This is a genomic window from Alkalibacterium thalassium, assembly GCF_900101165.1.
GTDB lineage: Bacteria > Bacillota > Bacilli > Lactobacillales > Carnobacteriaceae_A > Alkalibacterium > Alkalibacterium indicireducens.
This window is the reverse complement of sequence record NZ_FNFK01000053.1, coordinates 1-13,062: the sequence shown is the minus strand read 5'-3', so window position 1 is coordinate 13,062 and position 13,062 is coordinate 1. Positions and strand designations below refer to the sequence as shown.

17 protein-coding genes are annotated in these 13,062 nt (G+C 41.0%); 10 read left to right on the top strand and 7 right to left on the bottom strand.

Translation table 11 applies throughout. The features are described from left to right. The coding region (locus BLR76_RS09385; protein ID WP_342706602.1) for an HTH domain-containing protein at positions 1 to 340 on the bottom strand (340 nt) is incomplete at its 3' end. 169 nt (positions 341 to 509) lie between these two features. After that, positions 510 to 1,871: an FAD-binding oxidoreductase gene (locus BLR76_RS09380; RefSeq protein WP_091268422.1), complete on the bottom strand. Its 1,362-nt coding sequence runs from the start codon at positions 1,869 to 1,871 to the stop codon at positions 510 to 512. Between the two features lie 237 nt (positions 1,872 to 2,108). Between BLR76_RS09380 and BLR76_RS09375 the strand changes: the two genes are divergently transcribed. From BLR76_RS09375 to BLR76_RS09360, 4 genes are all read left to right on the top strand, one after another. Then, positions 2,109 to 2,945 (top strand): ZIP family metal transporter, encoded by an 837-nt coding sequence (locus tag BLR76_RS09375; RefSeq protein WP_091268420.1) that lies wholly within the window; start codon positions 2,109 to 2,111, stop codon positions 2,943 to 2,945. Positions 2,946 to 3,191: 246 nt separating this feature from the next. Continuing rightward, the gene (locus tag BLR76_RS09370; RefSeq protein WP_091268418.1) at positions 3,192 to 3,449 is read left to right on the top strand and encodes a type II toxin-antitoxin system RelB/DinJ family antitoxin; all 258 of its coding nucleotides are present in this window, start codon (positions 3,192 to 3,194) and stop codon (positions 3,447 to 3,449) included. Next, positions 3,439 to 3,714, top strand: coding sequence for a type II toxin-antitoxin system YafQ family toxin (locus BLR76_RS09365; RefSeq protein ID WP_091268417.1), 276 nt, complete (start codon positions 3,439 to 3,441; stop codon positions 3,712 to 3,714). Before BLR76_RS09370 ends, BLR76_RS09365 begins: the two co-directional genes overlap by 11 nt. 108 nt (positions 3,715 to 3,822) lie before the next feature. Continuing rightward, positions 3,823 to 4,401: a uracil-DNA glycosylase family protein gene (locus BLR76_RS09360; protein WP_091268415.1), complete on the top strand. Its 579-nt coding sequence runs from the start codon at positions 3,823 to 3,825 to the stop codon at positions 4,399 to 4,401. Here BLR76_RS09360 and BLR76_RS09355 read toward each other — a convergent pair. The 4 genes from BLR76_RS09355 to BLR76_RS09345 are packed head-to-tail and all read right to left on the bottom strand — an operon-like array spanning position 4,396 to position 6,154. Continuing rightward, complete coding sequence (locus BLR76_RS09355; RefSeq protein ID WP_091268413.1) at positions 4,396 to 5,238, bottom strand: SDR family NAD(P)-dependent oxidoreductase; 843 nt, start codon at positions 5,236 to 5,238, stop codon at positions 4,396 to 4,398. The genes BLR76_RS09360 and BLR76_RS09355 overlap by 6 nt on opposite strands. Before the next feature lie 52 nt (positions 5,239 to 5,290). After that, entirely contained in the window at positions 5,291 to 5,521 is a 231-nt protein-coding gene (locus BLR76_RS11670) for a hypothetical protein (RefSeq protein WP_143009229.1), read from the bottom strand. Beyond that, positions 5,493 to 5,900, bottom strand: coding sequence for a type II toxin-antitoxin system death-on-curing family toxin (locus BLR76_RS09350; RefSeq protein WP_091268412.1), 408 nt, complete (start codon positions 5,898 to 5,900; stop codon positions 5,493 to 5,495). The genes BLR76_RS11670 and BLR76_RS09350 overlap by 29 nt, the downstream gene beginning before the upstream one ends. Next, positions 5,900 to 6,154 (bottom strand): AbrB/MazE/SpoVT family DNA-binding domain-containing protein, encoded by a 255-nt coding sequence (locus BLR76_RS09345; protein WP_170230967.1) that lies wholly within the window; start codon positions 6,152 to 6,154, stop codon positions 5,900 to 5,902. Before BLR76_RS09345 ends, BLR76_RS09350 begins: the two co-directional genes overlap by 1 nt. A 248-nt stretch (positions 6,155 to 6,402) precedes the next feature. Here BLR76_RS09345 and BLR76_RS09340 point away from each other — a divergent pair, with 248 nt between their 5' ends. The 6 genes from BLR76_RS09340 to BLR76_RS12485 all read left to right on the top strand — a co-directional run bounded on the left by BLR76_RS09340 (position 6,403) and on the right by BLR76_RS12485 (position 12,658). Next, complete coding sequence (locus tag BLR76_RS09340) at positions 6,403 to 7,134, top strand: LytR/AlgR family response regulator transcription factor (protein WP_091268409.1); 732 nt, start codon at positions 6,403 to 6,405, stop codon at positions 7,132 to 7,134. After that, a complete protein-coding gene (locus tag BLR76_RS09335) occupies positions 7,124 to 7,849 on the top strand; it encodes a sensor histidine kinase (RefSeq protein WP_091268407.1) in 726 nt (241 codons plus the stop codon). Before BLR76_RS09340 ends, BLR76_RS09335 begins: the two co-directional genes overlap by 11 nt. A 75-nt stretch (positions 7,850 to 7,924) precedes the next feature. After that, entirely contained in the window at positions 7,925 to 9,748 is a 1,824-nt protein-coding gene (locus tag BLR76_RS09330; protein WP_091268405.1) for an ABC transporter ATP-binding protein, read from the top strand. Further along, positions 9,748 to 11,574 carry an ABC transporter ATP-binding protein gene (locus BLR76_RS09325; protein ID WP_091268403.1) on the top strand — a complete coding sequence of 609 codons (1,827 nt, stop codon included), beginning with the start codon at positions 9,748 to 9,750 and terminating at the stop codon, positions 11,572 to 11,574. Before BLR76_RS09330 ends, BLR76_RS09325 begins: the two co-directional genes overlap by 1 nt. 171 nt (positions 11,575 to 11,745) lie before the next feature. After that, on the top strand, positions 11,746 to 12,390 hold the full coding sequence (locus BLR76_RS09320) for a carbonic anhydrase (RefSeq protein ID WP_176759679.1): 645 nt from the start codon (positions 11,746 to 11,748) through the stop codon (positions 12,388 to 12,390). 94 nt (positions 12,391 to 12,484) lie between these two features. Continuing rightward, complete coding sequence (locus tag BLR76_RS12485) at positions 12,485 to 12,658, top strand: PspC domain-containing protein (RefSeq protein ID WP_091268399.1); 174 nt, start codon at positions 12,485 to 12,487, stop codon at positions 12,656 to 12,658. 208 nt (positions 12,659 to 12,866) lie between these two features. On the opposite strand, the gene BLR76_RS11875 is transcribed toward BLR76_RS12485, so the two are convergent. Then, on the bottom strand, positions 12,867 to 13,062 hold a 196-nt coding region (locus BLR76_RS11875; RefSeq protein WP_176759678.1), incomplete at its 5' end, for a hypothetical protein.

Genomic DNA, 13,062 nt, shown 5'->3' with positions numbered 1-13,062 from the left:
CGACTTTATGTTTCAAGTGTGCGATTTCTTCTTCTTGAGTTCTTTCTTTAGTACGGGGTCTTCCACTGGATTCACTACGTAAATCCATAAATCCTTCTGGGCGATGGCTCATATTTTTAATTCGTCTGGAAAAAGTCTTTATACGGTCTTTCCCTAACGCTATCACATCAAAGTCTGCGTCTCTAAAAATTTGTGTAGGTCCTTTTCCGAGAGCTTTTTCTTTAGCGAAATGGTCTTTGAATGCCTCTGAGTAAGTTACTGCTTTAGTTGATGCTTTCTCTACAAAAGGATTTTCTTCAAGTTCTCTTCGCTCTTCTTCTGTAAAATAATTTCTTCCCATGTCAACGCTCTCCTTTGAACTCATATAGTTGGGTTCATTATACAATAAAGAACCCTATAAAATAGAGAACGAATAAGGGTTTTTTTATCCGTGTCTATTCTATAGGGTCCAGTTTAGTCGAAGGACGAGTGTTTCTTTATCTAATTTACTATTTTCATTCAGTAACCAATCAGAACACTTTCCCAGGATTCAGTCGATTATCCGGGTCAAAGACTTGTTTGATGGCTCGCATATGCTTCAAGTTGATGTCATCCGTCATACTTTCCATGTATTCTTTCTTGACGATCCCGATGCCGTGCTCGGCGGAAGGAAGACCGCCTAGATCAGCAACTTTCTGGTACAGATCTTTTAGAAGAGCAGCGCGTCTTCTAGTCCATTCCTCTTCACTCAAGTCGTCTTTCATCAACAGGGTATGAACATTTCCGTCTCCAGCATGTCCGAAGTTCAAAACATTCAGCCCATGTTTTTCCTGCATCGCTTTTGTGGACTCGATCAGTTCGGCAAATTTATTGATTGGAACGACCTCATCCAGCAGTTCGAATTCAGTAAAGACGGTAAGCCCCAGAAGAATGTTGTCTCTCAATGCCCAGTTCTTAGCGGCTTCTTCCTCTGTCAGGACATGACTCTCAAGTGCGGTCTCTTTAGCAATCTGCTCGACCAGTTCGGCCCGCACCGTCAGATCAGCTGCATCATTTCCGTCAAGCGTCATCAAGAGATAGGCTTCTCCCACCTGTGATTTTAATGGGTAACCGAGATTCTGTTCAGCGTATCTCAGAGCCTGCCGTTCAAACAGTTCCACCCCGGAAGGATCTGCTCCGCTGGTCAGAATAGCTAAAGTTGCGTCTGTTGCTTCCTGGACCGTATCGAAAGCCAGGAGGATGGACAGACTGGCTTTAGGTAGAGGAATCAGTTTCAGCTTGATCTGAGTCGTAATGCCGAGTGTACCTTCCGATCCGATAAAGAGGTCTTTCAAGTCATAGCCGGAACTGTCCTTGATGTTTTTGCTGCCAAGTGTCATGGATTCTCCGCTGGGCAGAACGACGGTCATTTCTCTTACATATTGGCGGGTCGTTCCGTATTTGACGGCACGCAGTCCACCAGCATTCGTCGCCACATTTCCTCCAATCGTCGAATGTTTTGAAGCGGGATCTGGTGGATAGAAGTAGCCTTTACTCTCTACATAGGTATGAATGTCGCCAACCAGCACGCCCGGTTCAACGGTCAGCGTCAGCGTTTCTTCATCCAGCTCGGTAATAGTATCCATCAGATGAACGTCGATGATGAGTTCATTGCCTTCAAGGGGAACTTGAGCACCGGCAACACCTGTCCCAGCACCACGAGCAAGTATCTTCAGATCTTTGTCGATGGCAAACTGAACCAGGGCCTGAACTTCTTCATGTGTGACTGGGAGAGCGACTGCATGAACGGGCTTGATATTTTTTACATAGGTATCTTTATAATAAGTTTCCGGGACGGCATTACCGATATATAGGCGCGTGCTGTCCGTAATAATTGAGTCGAGTGTAGTCATTTAAATCCTCCTGATTGGCTTAAGGTGTAAGCGATTCATTGTGTATCCAGTTTAACAAATTAAGCGGTCAGGTGTCCACCATAATCCGATGAAAAAGATGATCAGGTACAAACATTCATTATTTGACACCTTTTATCTGAGAATCAGAGAAGTCCTAAAACAGGCAGAAGGATACTAATTTTTAGAAATTAAGCGTATAATAAGACCATTACAACTGATGAAAAGGAAGAGATAAAGATGTGGAACTGGTTTGTGGAATTAAGTCCAACAATACAGGCGCTGCTGGCGACATTATTTACATGGGGAATGACTGCGGCAGGCGCAGCGCTGGTCTTTACAGCAAAAAGAGTGAATCAGCGGGTGATGGACGCAATGCTGGCGTTTGCCGGAGGGGTGATGATCGCAGCGAGTTTCTGGTCACTTCTGGAGCCCGCCATCGAAATGGCAGAGAGCGGTCCGCTGCCTTCCTGGATCCCTGCAGCCGTCGGATTCATGACGGGTGGATTTTTCTTATGGGGAGTGGACAAGCTATTGCCTCACTTGCATCCGGCATTGAGTCAGACAGGTTCAGATACCGTTAAGCGAGGAGCTGAAGGAAGAAATCCGGACAGTTACAGACGGAGTACCTTGTTAGTCCTGGCGATTACCCTACATAATATCCCGGAAGGCTTCGCGATTGGTGTCGCTTTCGGAACGATGGCGCTGAATGGCGATATGTCACAGCTCATCGGAGCCGTCACTTTGGCCATAGGTATGGGACTGCAGAATTTTCCTGAAGGAACATCTGTATCGATGCCGTTAAGACGAGAAGGAATGTCACGCGGCCGCGCCTTTTGGTATGGACAGCTTTCAGGATTTGTAGAACCTGTCTCTGCTTTGCTGGGGCTATGGCTCGTATCACTGATCCAGCCGCTGCTTCCCTATGCACTGGCATTTGCGGCAGGCGCAATGGTCTTTGTTGTAGCCGAGGAAGTTATTCCGGGCTCTCAGGAAAATGGAAACAAGGACTTAGCTGCTATCTGGCTGATGATCGGTTTTACAGTCATGATGGCTTTAGATGTCGCGCTTGGGTAGTGAGTTGAAGGTTCTTGGTACTCTTTATTGGTGAAATCTTTTCTATCGGAGTGCTCTAAAGCAATACATGGATTGCTTAAATAACTTAAAATAATCATGACTGTAGCAAATGAGATCATTATACAAAAGCATTCAGCTAAAACATTGTAAATTTAAGAAAAGTAACATTTAAGCACCCAAAGTGAGTACAAAGGGTTGACAAAAGATTTGTTTAGGAGTACTTTATGGTTAAAGGAGGGAATTCTTATGAGTGAATCTAGAATAAATGTGCGTATTGATAAAGAATTAAAAGAAGAAGCAGATAAAGTGTATAAGGAAATGGGAATGAATCTATCTACTGCCATTACCGTCTTTTTGAAACAATCTGTAAATGATCAATCCATGCCCTTCAAACCCAACTTGAATAACGCAGCTAATATACAGGCTAGAAAAGAAGTTGAATCGGGGGAGACTGAGCAGTTCGATAATGTCGAGGATTGGTGGATGGACTTGAATGAAGATTGAACAGACACCTAGTTTTAAAAGAGATTTTAAGAAACTGAAGAAAAAGCATTATGATATGAATGAATTGAAGAAAGCGGTGGAAACTCTAGTCGTTCAAGATTCACAGCGATTGATGACAAAGTACAAAGATCATGCATTAAAGGGCCAGTGGAAAGGGTACAGGGAGCTGCACATTGAAGGAGATTGGCTGCTTATATACAAGATAAATCATGAAGCTATTATTTTAACCTTGGTCCGTACAGGTAGCCACGATGAACTGCTTTAGAGTATTCCAAGGCTAATAAACTTGAAAGAATAAATATGGAATGATTAAAAGGAGGGCGAGAAGCTTTCCTTTTTTATTAATAAAACAATTAAGGAGCCTTTAAGTCATATGAGTGCATTCGAACAGATCAGACATCAGATTATAGCCGATCCGATGAATGAAGGGTATACAAGTCGTGATATCGAGCCGCTTTTTAAAGCTACAGAAGAGGCGAGAATCGCTATCATCGGCCAGGCACCTGGAAGGAAGGCAGAGGAGTCGCAGCTGTTCTGGAACGATTTGAGCGGGGACCGGCTGCGTGAGTGGATGGGTATTTCGCGTGAAGTGTTCTATGAGACGTCTAAAATTGCTCATCTTCCAATGGATTTTTATTATCCGGGCAAGGCTAAATCGGGAGACATGCCGCCGCGTAAAGGATTTGCAGAAAAATGGCACTCCCTTATTCTTAAGGAGATGCCGAATATTGAAACGATTATCTTAGTAGGAGGCTATGCGCAGAAGCATTACCTCGGGCCACGACGGGAGAAAAATCTGACTGAAACTGTCCGAAATCATAAGCAGTATCTGCCTGAGTATCTCCCGCTGGTTCACCCCAGTCCACTGAACTACGGCTGGATGAAGCGCAACCCGTGGTTTGAGCAGGAGGTCCTCCCGACGCTTAGAGAACTGGTCCAGTCGATTTTATAACGACTGAATGCCCAGTTCTTCAAGTGTTGCATCAATGAAAGCTCGGCGTATCTCGACATCGTTCCCGTGTTTCTTAACGACAGTAATCTTGCCTTCTTCCGAATAGAAACCGGCATAGGTGTCCGGGTTTTTAACTGCTGCAAGGACGGACTGGGCACCTTCTTCAACGGTCACAAAGAAGGGATCGAGAAGCTTGAAGATGCCGTCAGCGACTTTTTTGCTGACATTTGATTTTCCTAGATTGGTTGAGACCATACCTGGATGAACGGCCGTTGTCTTAAGACCTTGACGTGAGTACTTTTCATGCAGTTCCTGAGCCATGTACAAGTTACCGAGTTTGGAACGTCCATAACCGGTAATGGGACTGAATCGTTTAGGTTTGAAAAATGGCTGTTTCATTGGCGCAAATTTGTAGGCACCAGATGATACCACAATGACTTGTTTCCGCTCGCTGTTCATAACCAGAGGAAGCAGGAGGTGGGTCAGAAGGAACGGACCTAAATAATTGGTCGCCATCATCAGTTCATACCCATCAACACTTTCCTGCCTGCTAGCCGAGACTATCCCTGCATTGTTGATGAGGCAGTCGATATGGTCATAGCGGTCTTTAATAGTTTTAGCTGCATCATTGACAGAGGACAGCTCACTTAAGTCGCACCACACAATATCCACTGACAGATTAGCGTTCAGCTCCAGCAGGTCGTCTTTAAGACGGGCGCCTTTTTCCAAATTCCGGCATAAGAGTAGTATCCGGTCAAACGTGTCTGCCAGCTCGAGTACAGTTCCCAGGCCGAGCCCCGATGTCGGTCCAGTGATTGCTAAAATTGTTTCAGTCATTAAAGTGTCCTCCCCAGGTACAGTTTAAATTTTTTTCATTTGCTTCCTCAGCTTACTCTTCTTCGTCTTCCTTTGCATCTCTTCTCTTTTCAACTACTAATTTGACAAAATAAGTGATCGGAATAGCCAGCCAAACGATTCCGCTCATAAGCATCATAACATTAAAAGTTAATTGTCCATCTACAATCATTGGCGTATGTGGTGAAAATGATAGATAAAAAGGACCATCCGAGAAGATAGTCCTTAGGTTGTATTCAATCTTTAGTGACGTAACCACTATCATTTAAATAGTCTACAGTAAATTGTTTCAGTTCGTCGAATGGATCATCAGAGGTAGTAATCTTCAGGATGAAGTCGACCCCCTCATTAGTTGGAAAAGCTGTCCGATACCCATTTATTTTCAGAAACAGGTCCATTGCAACCCATGCTGTTCGCTTGTTTCCATTATAGAATGGGTGTCGTTTGGTTAAATTGATGACCAGTATGGCGGCTTTTTCTAATACGCCGGGATAGAGCTCTTTATCAAATACTACCTGTTTAGGTTGAGTCACAGACATTTGAAGAGCACTTGCATCTTTGACTCCTATAGGTTCTTTTGGAGAGAAAGTCTTGATGACGTATACATTGATTTTTATGATGTCTTCAGCTGTTAAGTAGTTCATCATTTCTCTACCAGTTCTTCAAGTAATTCATGATATTGCGCCACACTTTCTTCTATCAGAGAATCGATATCATGTTTTTCGACTTTTTTTCTCATTGTGACGGTACCTTTAGTGTCTACAATATATTCAATTTTATCGCCTGTTTCCAGTTCTAATGCATCTTTGACTTCTTTTGGGACTGTAGTAATGTCGCTGTTCCCGGATTTTCTCAGTTTATAGCTTCCCGCATTGGTCACTCCATCATTATAAATCATCGTATCCCTCCTAGTCATTTATTTATTAAACATACTAAAATATATATATTAAGTCAATATATATATTGTTGAAGAATATATATACTAATACGAATGTGCCTTAAACATTATTACATGATATATTAAGAACAGTTAGTTCAAAAATTCGACTTATATTATATGGTGATTTACGGTTAGAAAAGTTATAGACGGACTTATTATGATAAGATAATATCAGGACACAACATCCGTTGACAGGAGGGGAAACAATGGCAGATCATATAAAGATAGCTATAGTTGACGACGAAGATATTCAAGTTGATACAATGACCTCGCTCGTTAAAGAAGCTGCAGCGGGATTGAGCTTATCTGTCAGTCTTATTGATTTTTCCAGTGGTGAAGCTTTTCTGTTCGCTTTGGAAGACCACCCTGATCTGGATATGGTTTTTCTCGATATTGAAATGAATGAGACGGATGGACTGGAAGTAGCAAAAACGATCAGGCAAACGGATAAGGACCTGACTATAGTCTTTGCTACAGCTTTTGCTGAGTATGCTGTTCAAGGGTATGATGTGCAGGCGCTGGATTATCTACTAAAGCCGATCGAGTTAGACAAGGTCAAACGTGTGCTTAAGAGGCATCTGGATAGACAGCCGACCATAATAGAAAAAGTAACCCTCGAGTCTCAAGGAGAAGTAATCAAACTAGCCTTAGATGATATTCTCTACTTGGAAGTTAATCGGAGAGAATGTGAGATACATACGTTGAATGGACCAGTAACAGTCAGTCGGACATTAAAGGAATTGTCAGAAGAACTTAGCGACGACTTTATACAGACTCACAGGAGTTACCTAGTCAATGTCAGCCACATGAACCGTCTGCTAAAAACAGATATTGAACTGTCGAATGGGGTAGTAGTGCCAGTTTCCAGAAGATTGGTCAAACAGGTTCAAGAACGGTTTGTCACGCATAACAAAGGGGCAGTGTTTTATGATGACTAATGGGGTATGGCTGATGATTGTCGGGAGTATACTGATTATCTGTGCCGTAGTGATTTACAGAATGAAAACAGCACTTGATTTTTACCGTGTTCAAGAACAGGAACTGGATCAGTATGCCGTGGAAGTGGAGACCATCTACAACCAGATGAGAGGAATCCGTCATGATTACCGTAATCATCTTCAAGTGATGAATACATTGATGAGAGACCGGCGCTTTGATGATTTGGATGCCTATATCAAGCAGTTGAACAATGAATTGAATCAGGTGGACACGATTATTCAGACAGGAAATACGATGATCGATGCCATCGTAAATACAAAACTGACAGCTGCGAAGAATCAAGGAGTGGAGCTGGATGCAACAGCCATCGCGCCTAAAGAACTAGTTATCGAACATGTCGATTTAGCGGTCATTTTAGGGAATCTACTTAATAACGCTATTGAAGCAACAACCAAATCAGGGCCAGCTAACGAAGATACGTTTATCCGTTTATACATTGCCCCAATGAAACACACCTTGTACATAAGTGTCACGAACACCATGACTGAAAACCCTAAACCTGCTTTCCTTTCCTTAAAAGGTGTAAACAGACGGGGCTATGGCCTATTGCGAATTGACCAGGCTGTTAATAAGTACCAAGGAATAGTGAACCGAAAGTGGGAAGAAGGGGTGTTTGCAACAGAAGTCACCTTGCCTTTAAACAACCATTCGTAACACAATTAGAACCACTCATACACTTCTGGCAAAGAAGTGTATTTTTTTAGGTAAGATAGCTGTGAGGTGATAGAGATGAAGGAAAAGATAAGACATTCAAAACTTTTAATTAAAGAGCTGTATGAGTTTAAGCCTACTATATTCTTAATGATAACAATAAATATGCTAGTAAGAGCTGCTCTCCCACTTTTAAAATTACTACTATCTGCTCAGGTAATAGACTGGCTTTTAAATGAAGTGAGTGTTGAGTATTACTTGACTCGATTGTTGCTTTTCATTTTGGTACTCGGCGTGGCTCAAATAGCTCAGCGCTTTTTAGGTATTTATTTTGAGGAAAATACCGAGCATTTTAGAATAGGCATGATGCACAAAATAAAAAGAAAATACTTAATGCTTGACTATCCTCTTCTGGTCGGTAAAGAGGCGAGAGAACGCTATAATAATGCGAATGAGCTGACTGATAACCATACGACATTATTTGGAAGACTACTCGATGAAATCAATGATTTAGGGAGTGCAGTACTGGGGACTCTTCTTTACATCGGAATATTGAGACAACTCGAATCACTGTTTATTCTGTTAGTTGGGATATTTATACTTGTGATTATTGTTTTTAATGTGCTACAGATCAGAATGGACCGGAGATTATTTAAAGCAAAAGCAGCCAATAGCCAAAAGCTTAGATACTTAAGAAAAGTTTATGGGGAATCACGACTAACAAAAGATGTAAGACTATTTAAAATGAAACAATGGTTCGAGGACCTGGAAGAAGAGACAATAAAAGCTTATTACAATATTGTCAGACCAAAAGTAAAATTGAGTTGGGCAGAAAGTGCTGTTATGAATATAGGAATTATCGCTTTATCTGCTTTATCATATATTCGCAGTGTCCAGTTGATTGCTGCTGGAGCTATTCCTGTTTCGAGTTTTGTAGTTTTTGCTGGAGCAGTCACGATACTGGCACAAACACTCATTACTTTAGTGAACAGTATAGGTAAGATGAATTCCAGCTTGAACGAAACAAAAAGATATGAGGATTTTATTTTTCAAACAGCTGTTTTTAATCATAACGAGGGAAGTCATGTGCCTTCGAATGGTGTGAAAATTGAATTGAAAGACGTGTCTTATACTTATCCCAATAACGCTAAACCTACTATTGATCATGTGTCATTAGTCATTCAGCCTTTTGAAAAACTAGCTATAGTCGGTGAGAATGGGGCAGGAAAGTCGACTCTAATCAACCTGATTACTGGACTGATCAAACCTGACTCTGGGGAAATACTAATCAATGGTATTTTACAAAGTAAGTTCAATATCACTGAATACTACGAATTGTTTGCGCCGGTATTTCAGGAAAAGTTTTTGTTAACCTATTCTATTAGGGAAACAATTATTCAAGGCTCGGCCTTTGACGAGAAAAAGTATGCTCGTGTTCTTGAATTGAGTGGGATGAAAGAAATTATACAGATGTTTGAAAAAAAAGATGAGACAAAAATTGTCCGTGCGGTCGATCCTGATGGTGTGAATCTTTCAGGAGGTCAGCTACAAAAGTTAAAGCTTGCCCAATCTCTATATAAAGATGCACCGGTATTGATTTTAGATGAACCAACTTCTGCGCTCGATCCTATTGCAGAACACCAAGTGTATAAAGATTACTTTCATTTCTCCAAGAATAAATTATCGATATTCATTTCTCATCGTCTGTCATCTACTCGCTTTTGTGACCGCATCATTTATATCAAGAATGGAAAAATTACAGAATCGGGTACCCATGATGAGTTGATTGTTAACCAAAAAGACTACTATAATCTTTACGAAGCTCAGGCTTACTATTATAGGAATGAAAAAGATGAACAAGAATATAAGGAACAAGAACCTGTTACAGGAGGGGTAATTTAGTGGATACTTATCGCATTTTTAAGCGTGCAATAGTAGATGTGTTTAAATTAGGGAAAAGATACTATGTCCTATTTATTCTACAGTCCTTAGCCAGCACCAGTGCACCATTTATTGGCTTTATCTTCATAACCCGTATTATCGCTACCTTAAACACTAACAATATGTCACTGCTTCCAGAACTGATTGCACAGTATCTGATCATTCTATTAATTCTTCAGATCATAGGGGGTTTTCTGGAGCCTCTAGTAAATGATGAAAAATCATTATTCCTGAGGAAAATGTTTGCCTTACCTAATAAAAAAATGCTTACCATGCGCTATCAGCAAGCTGAAAGTTCTGAAGTTAGAGAGCAATTGGATATCATCAATCGTTATATGCAGAACAGTCAGTCGTCACTACCCTTAATCGATGTTAGGATGACAGCGATAATCCCAGATTTGATTGCAATCATATGGGGAACCGTTTTATTGCTTCCACTTTTTTCTGTGGATATGAGTCTTATACCAGATCAATTTTGGTGGATGCATCCATTAATCATTCTCACTATTTTTATTGCTTTAATTGGACTAAGTGTTTTAGTCCAACTGAAAACATCTAAAAAATCAGCTGAATCTTTCCAACAGATGATGAGCAAGCTGAAACGGTTCAATGCGATGTTTCTTTATGAACATGCCTTACTTGAAGATGTTCAGTCAGGTAAGGAAATACGTCTGTATAACTTGACTACTAAAATGGTGAAAAATGTTGAATCTGAAGAAAACTACATCCGTGGACTGCTGTCAGATAATTACAGACGGTTCCGTAAAATGATTCTCCCAGCATCCGGATTATTTCAGATAATGAATTACCTGATATATGGTTATATTGGTGTACTAGTTCTTATGGGAGCCCTACCTGTTGCCATGATTATTCTTCTGTCTAACGCACTAAGTCAAATGATCACAGCTCTTCCAAGTATCATCCAACAGGCAATGATGATGGTGTCGTCACCAAATGAACTAAAAGATTTTTATGCATTTATGGATCTGCCGGATGAAGAAGTTGTAGGGAGTCTACCCGTTGAAAAACGACTGGATAATCGGTATAGATTTAATGTTCAGAACATGAGCTTTGCTTATCCGGGCTCTGATGAACAGGTGCTAAAGAATATTTCTGAGACTTTCGAAGTCGGCAAGAAATATGCCATCGTGGGTGAAAACGGATCAGGAAAAACCACCTTTATAAAAGTTCTTACTCGACTCTATGACCCGACCGAAGGATCAATAAAAATGAACAAAATTGATGCAAGGAAGTACGATCTGCGGGAATATTTTAATTTGTTCGGTGTCGTCTTTCAGGACTATCATTTAGTCGGATTTTCCCTTGGCCAGAATGTGTCAGTTCAACCGATGTTTGATAAAGAAATCGTTTTGAATAATCTAGATAAAGTCGGTCTCGGGAACTTTGTCAGAAAACTACCTGATCATTTAGACACTCACCTAGGTACGGAGTTTGACGATTCTGGGGTGAACGTATCGGGAGGACAGGAACAGAAACTGGCGATTGCCCGCTCTTTATACAAAGACTCGCCTGTCATGATTCTGGATGAACCGACTGCTGCTCTAGATCCTCTGACCGAGTTCGAAATCTATCAAAATTTCGATAACTTAGTAAAGGATAAGACAGCTTTCTATATTTCCCATAGACTTTCAAGCTCCAAGTTCTGTGATGAAATCCTGGTATTCGATAAAGGTGAAATTGTTCAAAGAGGAACTCATAAAGAACTGGTTGACCAAGAAGGCAAATACCGTGAGCTTTGGAATGCTCAGGCTCAGTACTATCAGTGATAATTATTATTTTTGTAAGCCTAGCAGAAGGAACACTGAAAAGAACAGTAACACATTCTATTGTAATTTAAACGTATCTGCTAGACATTGAAAATGATGATACGTTTACTCTTCCGAAACCTGTAAATTATGGTATAGTAGATGCTAGTGATTTTATTCGGAGGAAAAGACATGCTTGAACGATTGAAAACTGGATTAACAACTTTTAAAGAAGTAACATATAAAAAATATGAGCGACTGTATCATGATCTGGAACAGACTCAGGACCCGCATACCTTATTTATCGCCTGCTCGGATTCCCGTGTCAGTCCGGACATGCTTTTGGACAGTTATCCTGGAGAAGTGTTTACGATAAGAAATATAGCCAATACTATTCCGGCTTATGAAGTCAGCCAAAATGACATTACGACCGTTTCTTCTATAGAGTACGCGATTGAAGTGCTCGGTGTCGAAGAGGTCATCGTCTGCGGGCATTCAAACTGTGGGGGCTGCGCCGCTGCTTTACAAGGGCCTAAAAAACTCGACCAGCTGCCATATACTCAACACTACCTCAAACCGCTTGAATGTGTAAAAGAGAAAATTGAAGAGGCTCAATCAGACATGGACGAACGATCTAAAGCTAGACTGATGGAAAAAATGAATGTGATCGAACAAGTCGAGCATTTGAAAAGTTACCCTCAGATCCAAGAACGCTTGAAAAGAGGCGAACTTGAAATTGAAGGCTGGTACTACGACATCAAGTCTGGGAGTGTTTCTGTGTATGATGAATCATCAGATTCATTCTGTGTGTCTGACGAGTATCAGAATGTGCATTAAATTGTTAACGAGAATTCTGAATTATGGCGGCAAGATAGAAGCTTCAGAATAATGAGCATTGCGGGATTCAGGAATACGCCACGGTTAGGATAAGATGAACGAAGGGAGAGGCATTGTGAATAATAAAAGGCTTAAGCGATCAGTTGATAATAGATTAATAGGTGGAGTCTGCGGAGGAATCGCTGAACACTATAACTTACCCCCTATATTAGTGAGATTACTCTTTTTATTGATTCCAGCGCCACTACTGTTTGTTGTATACATGTAGAAAAGCAAAATAATCCAGCCAGTAAATGTCACTTTATTCCGGCAGTTTTTTTTAAGAAAATGGGTCATTTAGGCGACAGAATCTGTTTATTCCAGCACGTTTGTCAGTTTAGACCAGCGGATTGTCTTCTACAATAGTTACTAAAAAAAGTCCGAAGAGCATTGGGCGCGTATGCTCCTTTCTCTTCGGACTTTCTTTCTGTTTTCCATTAAAATGAGACATCCTGATCTTCCATAAATCCATTGGATTCAAAAGACGACGGAACTCTCTCTTCCTGCTGTATGGCTGTTTCAATTAATTGCTTGGTCTGTGAATAGGAAAACAAATACGCTTCCTCGCTGGAAATTTTATACGCCTGAACGAGTTGTTGGATATAAAGTTTCAATGTGGGAGAATACGTTTGT

Coding starts and splice junctions, on each gene's coding strand:
- BLR76_RS09380 (WP_091268422.1), bottom strand. CDS start 1,871: ATGACTACACTCGACTCAATTATTACGGACAGCACGCGCCTATATATC.
- BLR76_RS09370 (WP_091268418.1), top strand. CDS start 3,192: ATGAGTGAATCTAGAATAAATGTGCGTATTGATAAAGAATTAAAAGAA.
- BLR76_RS09320 (WP_176759679.1), top strand. CDS start 11,746: ATGCTTGAACGATTGAAAACTGGATTAACAACTTTTAAAGAAGTAACA.
- BLR76_RS09365 (WP_091268417.1), top strand. CDS start 3,439: ATGAAGATTGAACAGACACCTAGTTTTAAAAGAGATTTTAAGAAACTG.
- BLR76_RS09375 (WP_091268420.1), top strand. CDS start 2,109: ATGTGGAACTGGTTTGTGGAATTAAGTCCAACAATACAGGCGCTGCTG.
- BLR76_RS09345 (WP_170230967.1), bottom strand. CDS start 6,154: ATGATTTATAATGATGGAGTGACCAATGCGGGAAGCTATAAACTGAGA.
- BLR76_RS09330 (WP_091268405.1), top strand. CDS start 7,925: ATGAAGGAAAAGATAAGACATTCAAAACTTTTAATTAAAGAGCTGTAT.
- BLR76_RS09360 (WP_091268415.1), top strand. CDS start 3,823: ATGAGTGCATTCGAACAGATCAGACATCAGATTATAGCCGATCCGATG.
- BLR76_RS09340 (WP_091268409.1), top strand. CDS start 6,403: ATGGCAGATCATATAAAGATAGCTATAGTTGACGACGAAGATATTCAA.
- BLR76_RS09355 (WP_091268413.1), bottom strand. CDS start 5,238: ATGACTGAAACAATTTTAGCAATCACTGGACCGACATCGGGGCTCGGC.
- BLR76_RS09350 (WP_091268412.1), bottom strand. CDS start 5,900: ATGAACTACTTAACAGCTGAAGACATCATAAAAATCAATGTATACGTC.
- BLR76_RS11670 (WP_143009229.1), bottom strand. CDS start 5,521: ATGATAGTGGTTACGTCACTAAAGATTGAATACAACCTAAGGACTATC.
- BLR76_RS09335 (WP_091268407.1), top strand. CDS start 7,124: ATGATGACTAATGGGGTATGGCTGATGATTGTCGGGAGTATACTGATT.
- BLR76_RS12485 (WP_091268399.1), top strand. CDS start 12,485: ATGAACGAAGGGAGAGGCATTGTGAATAATAAAAGGCTTAAGCGATCA.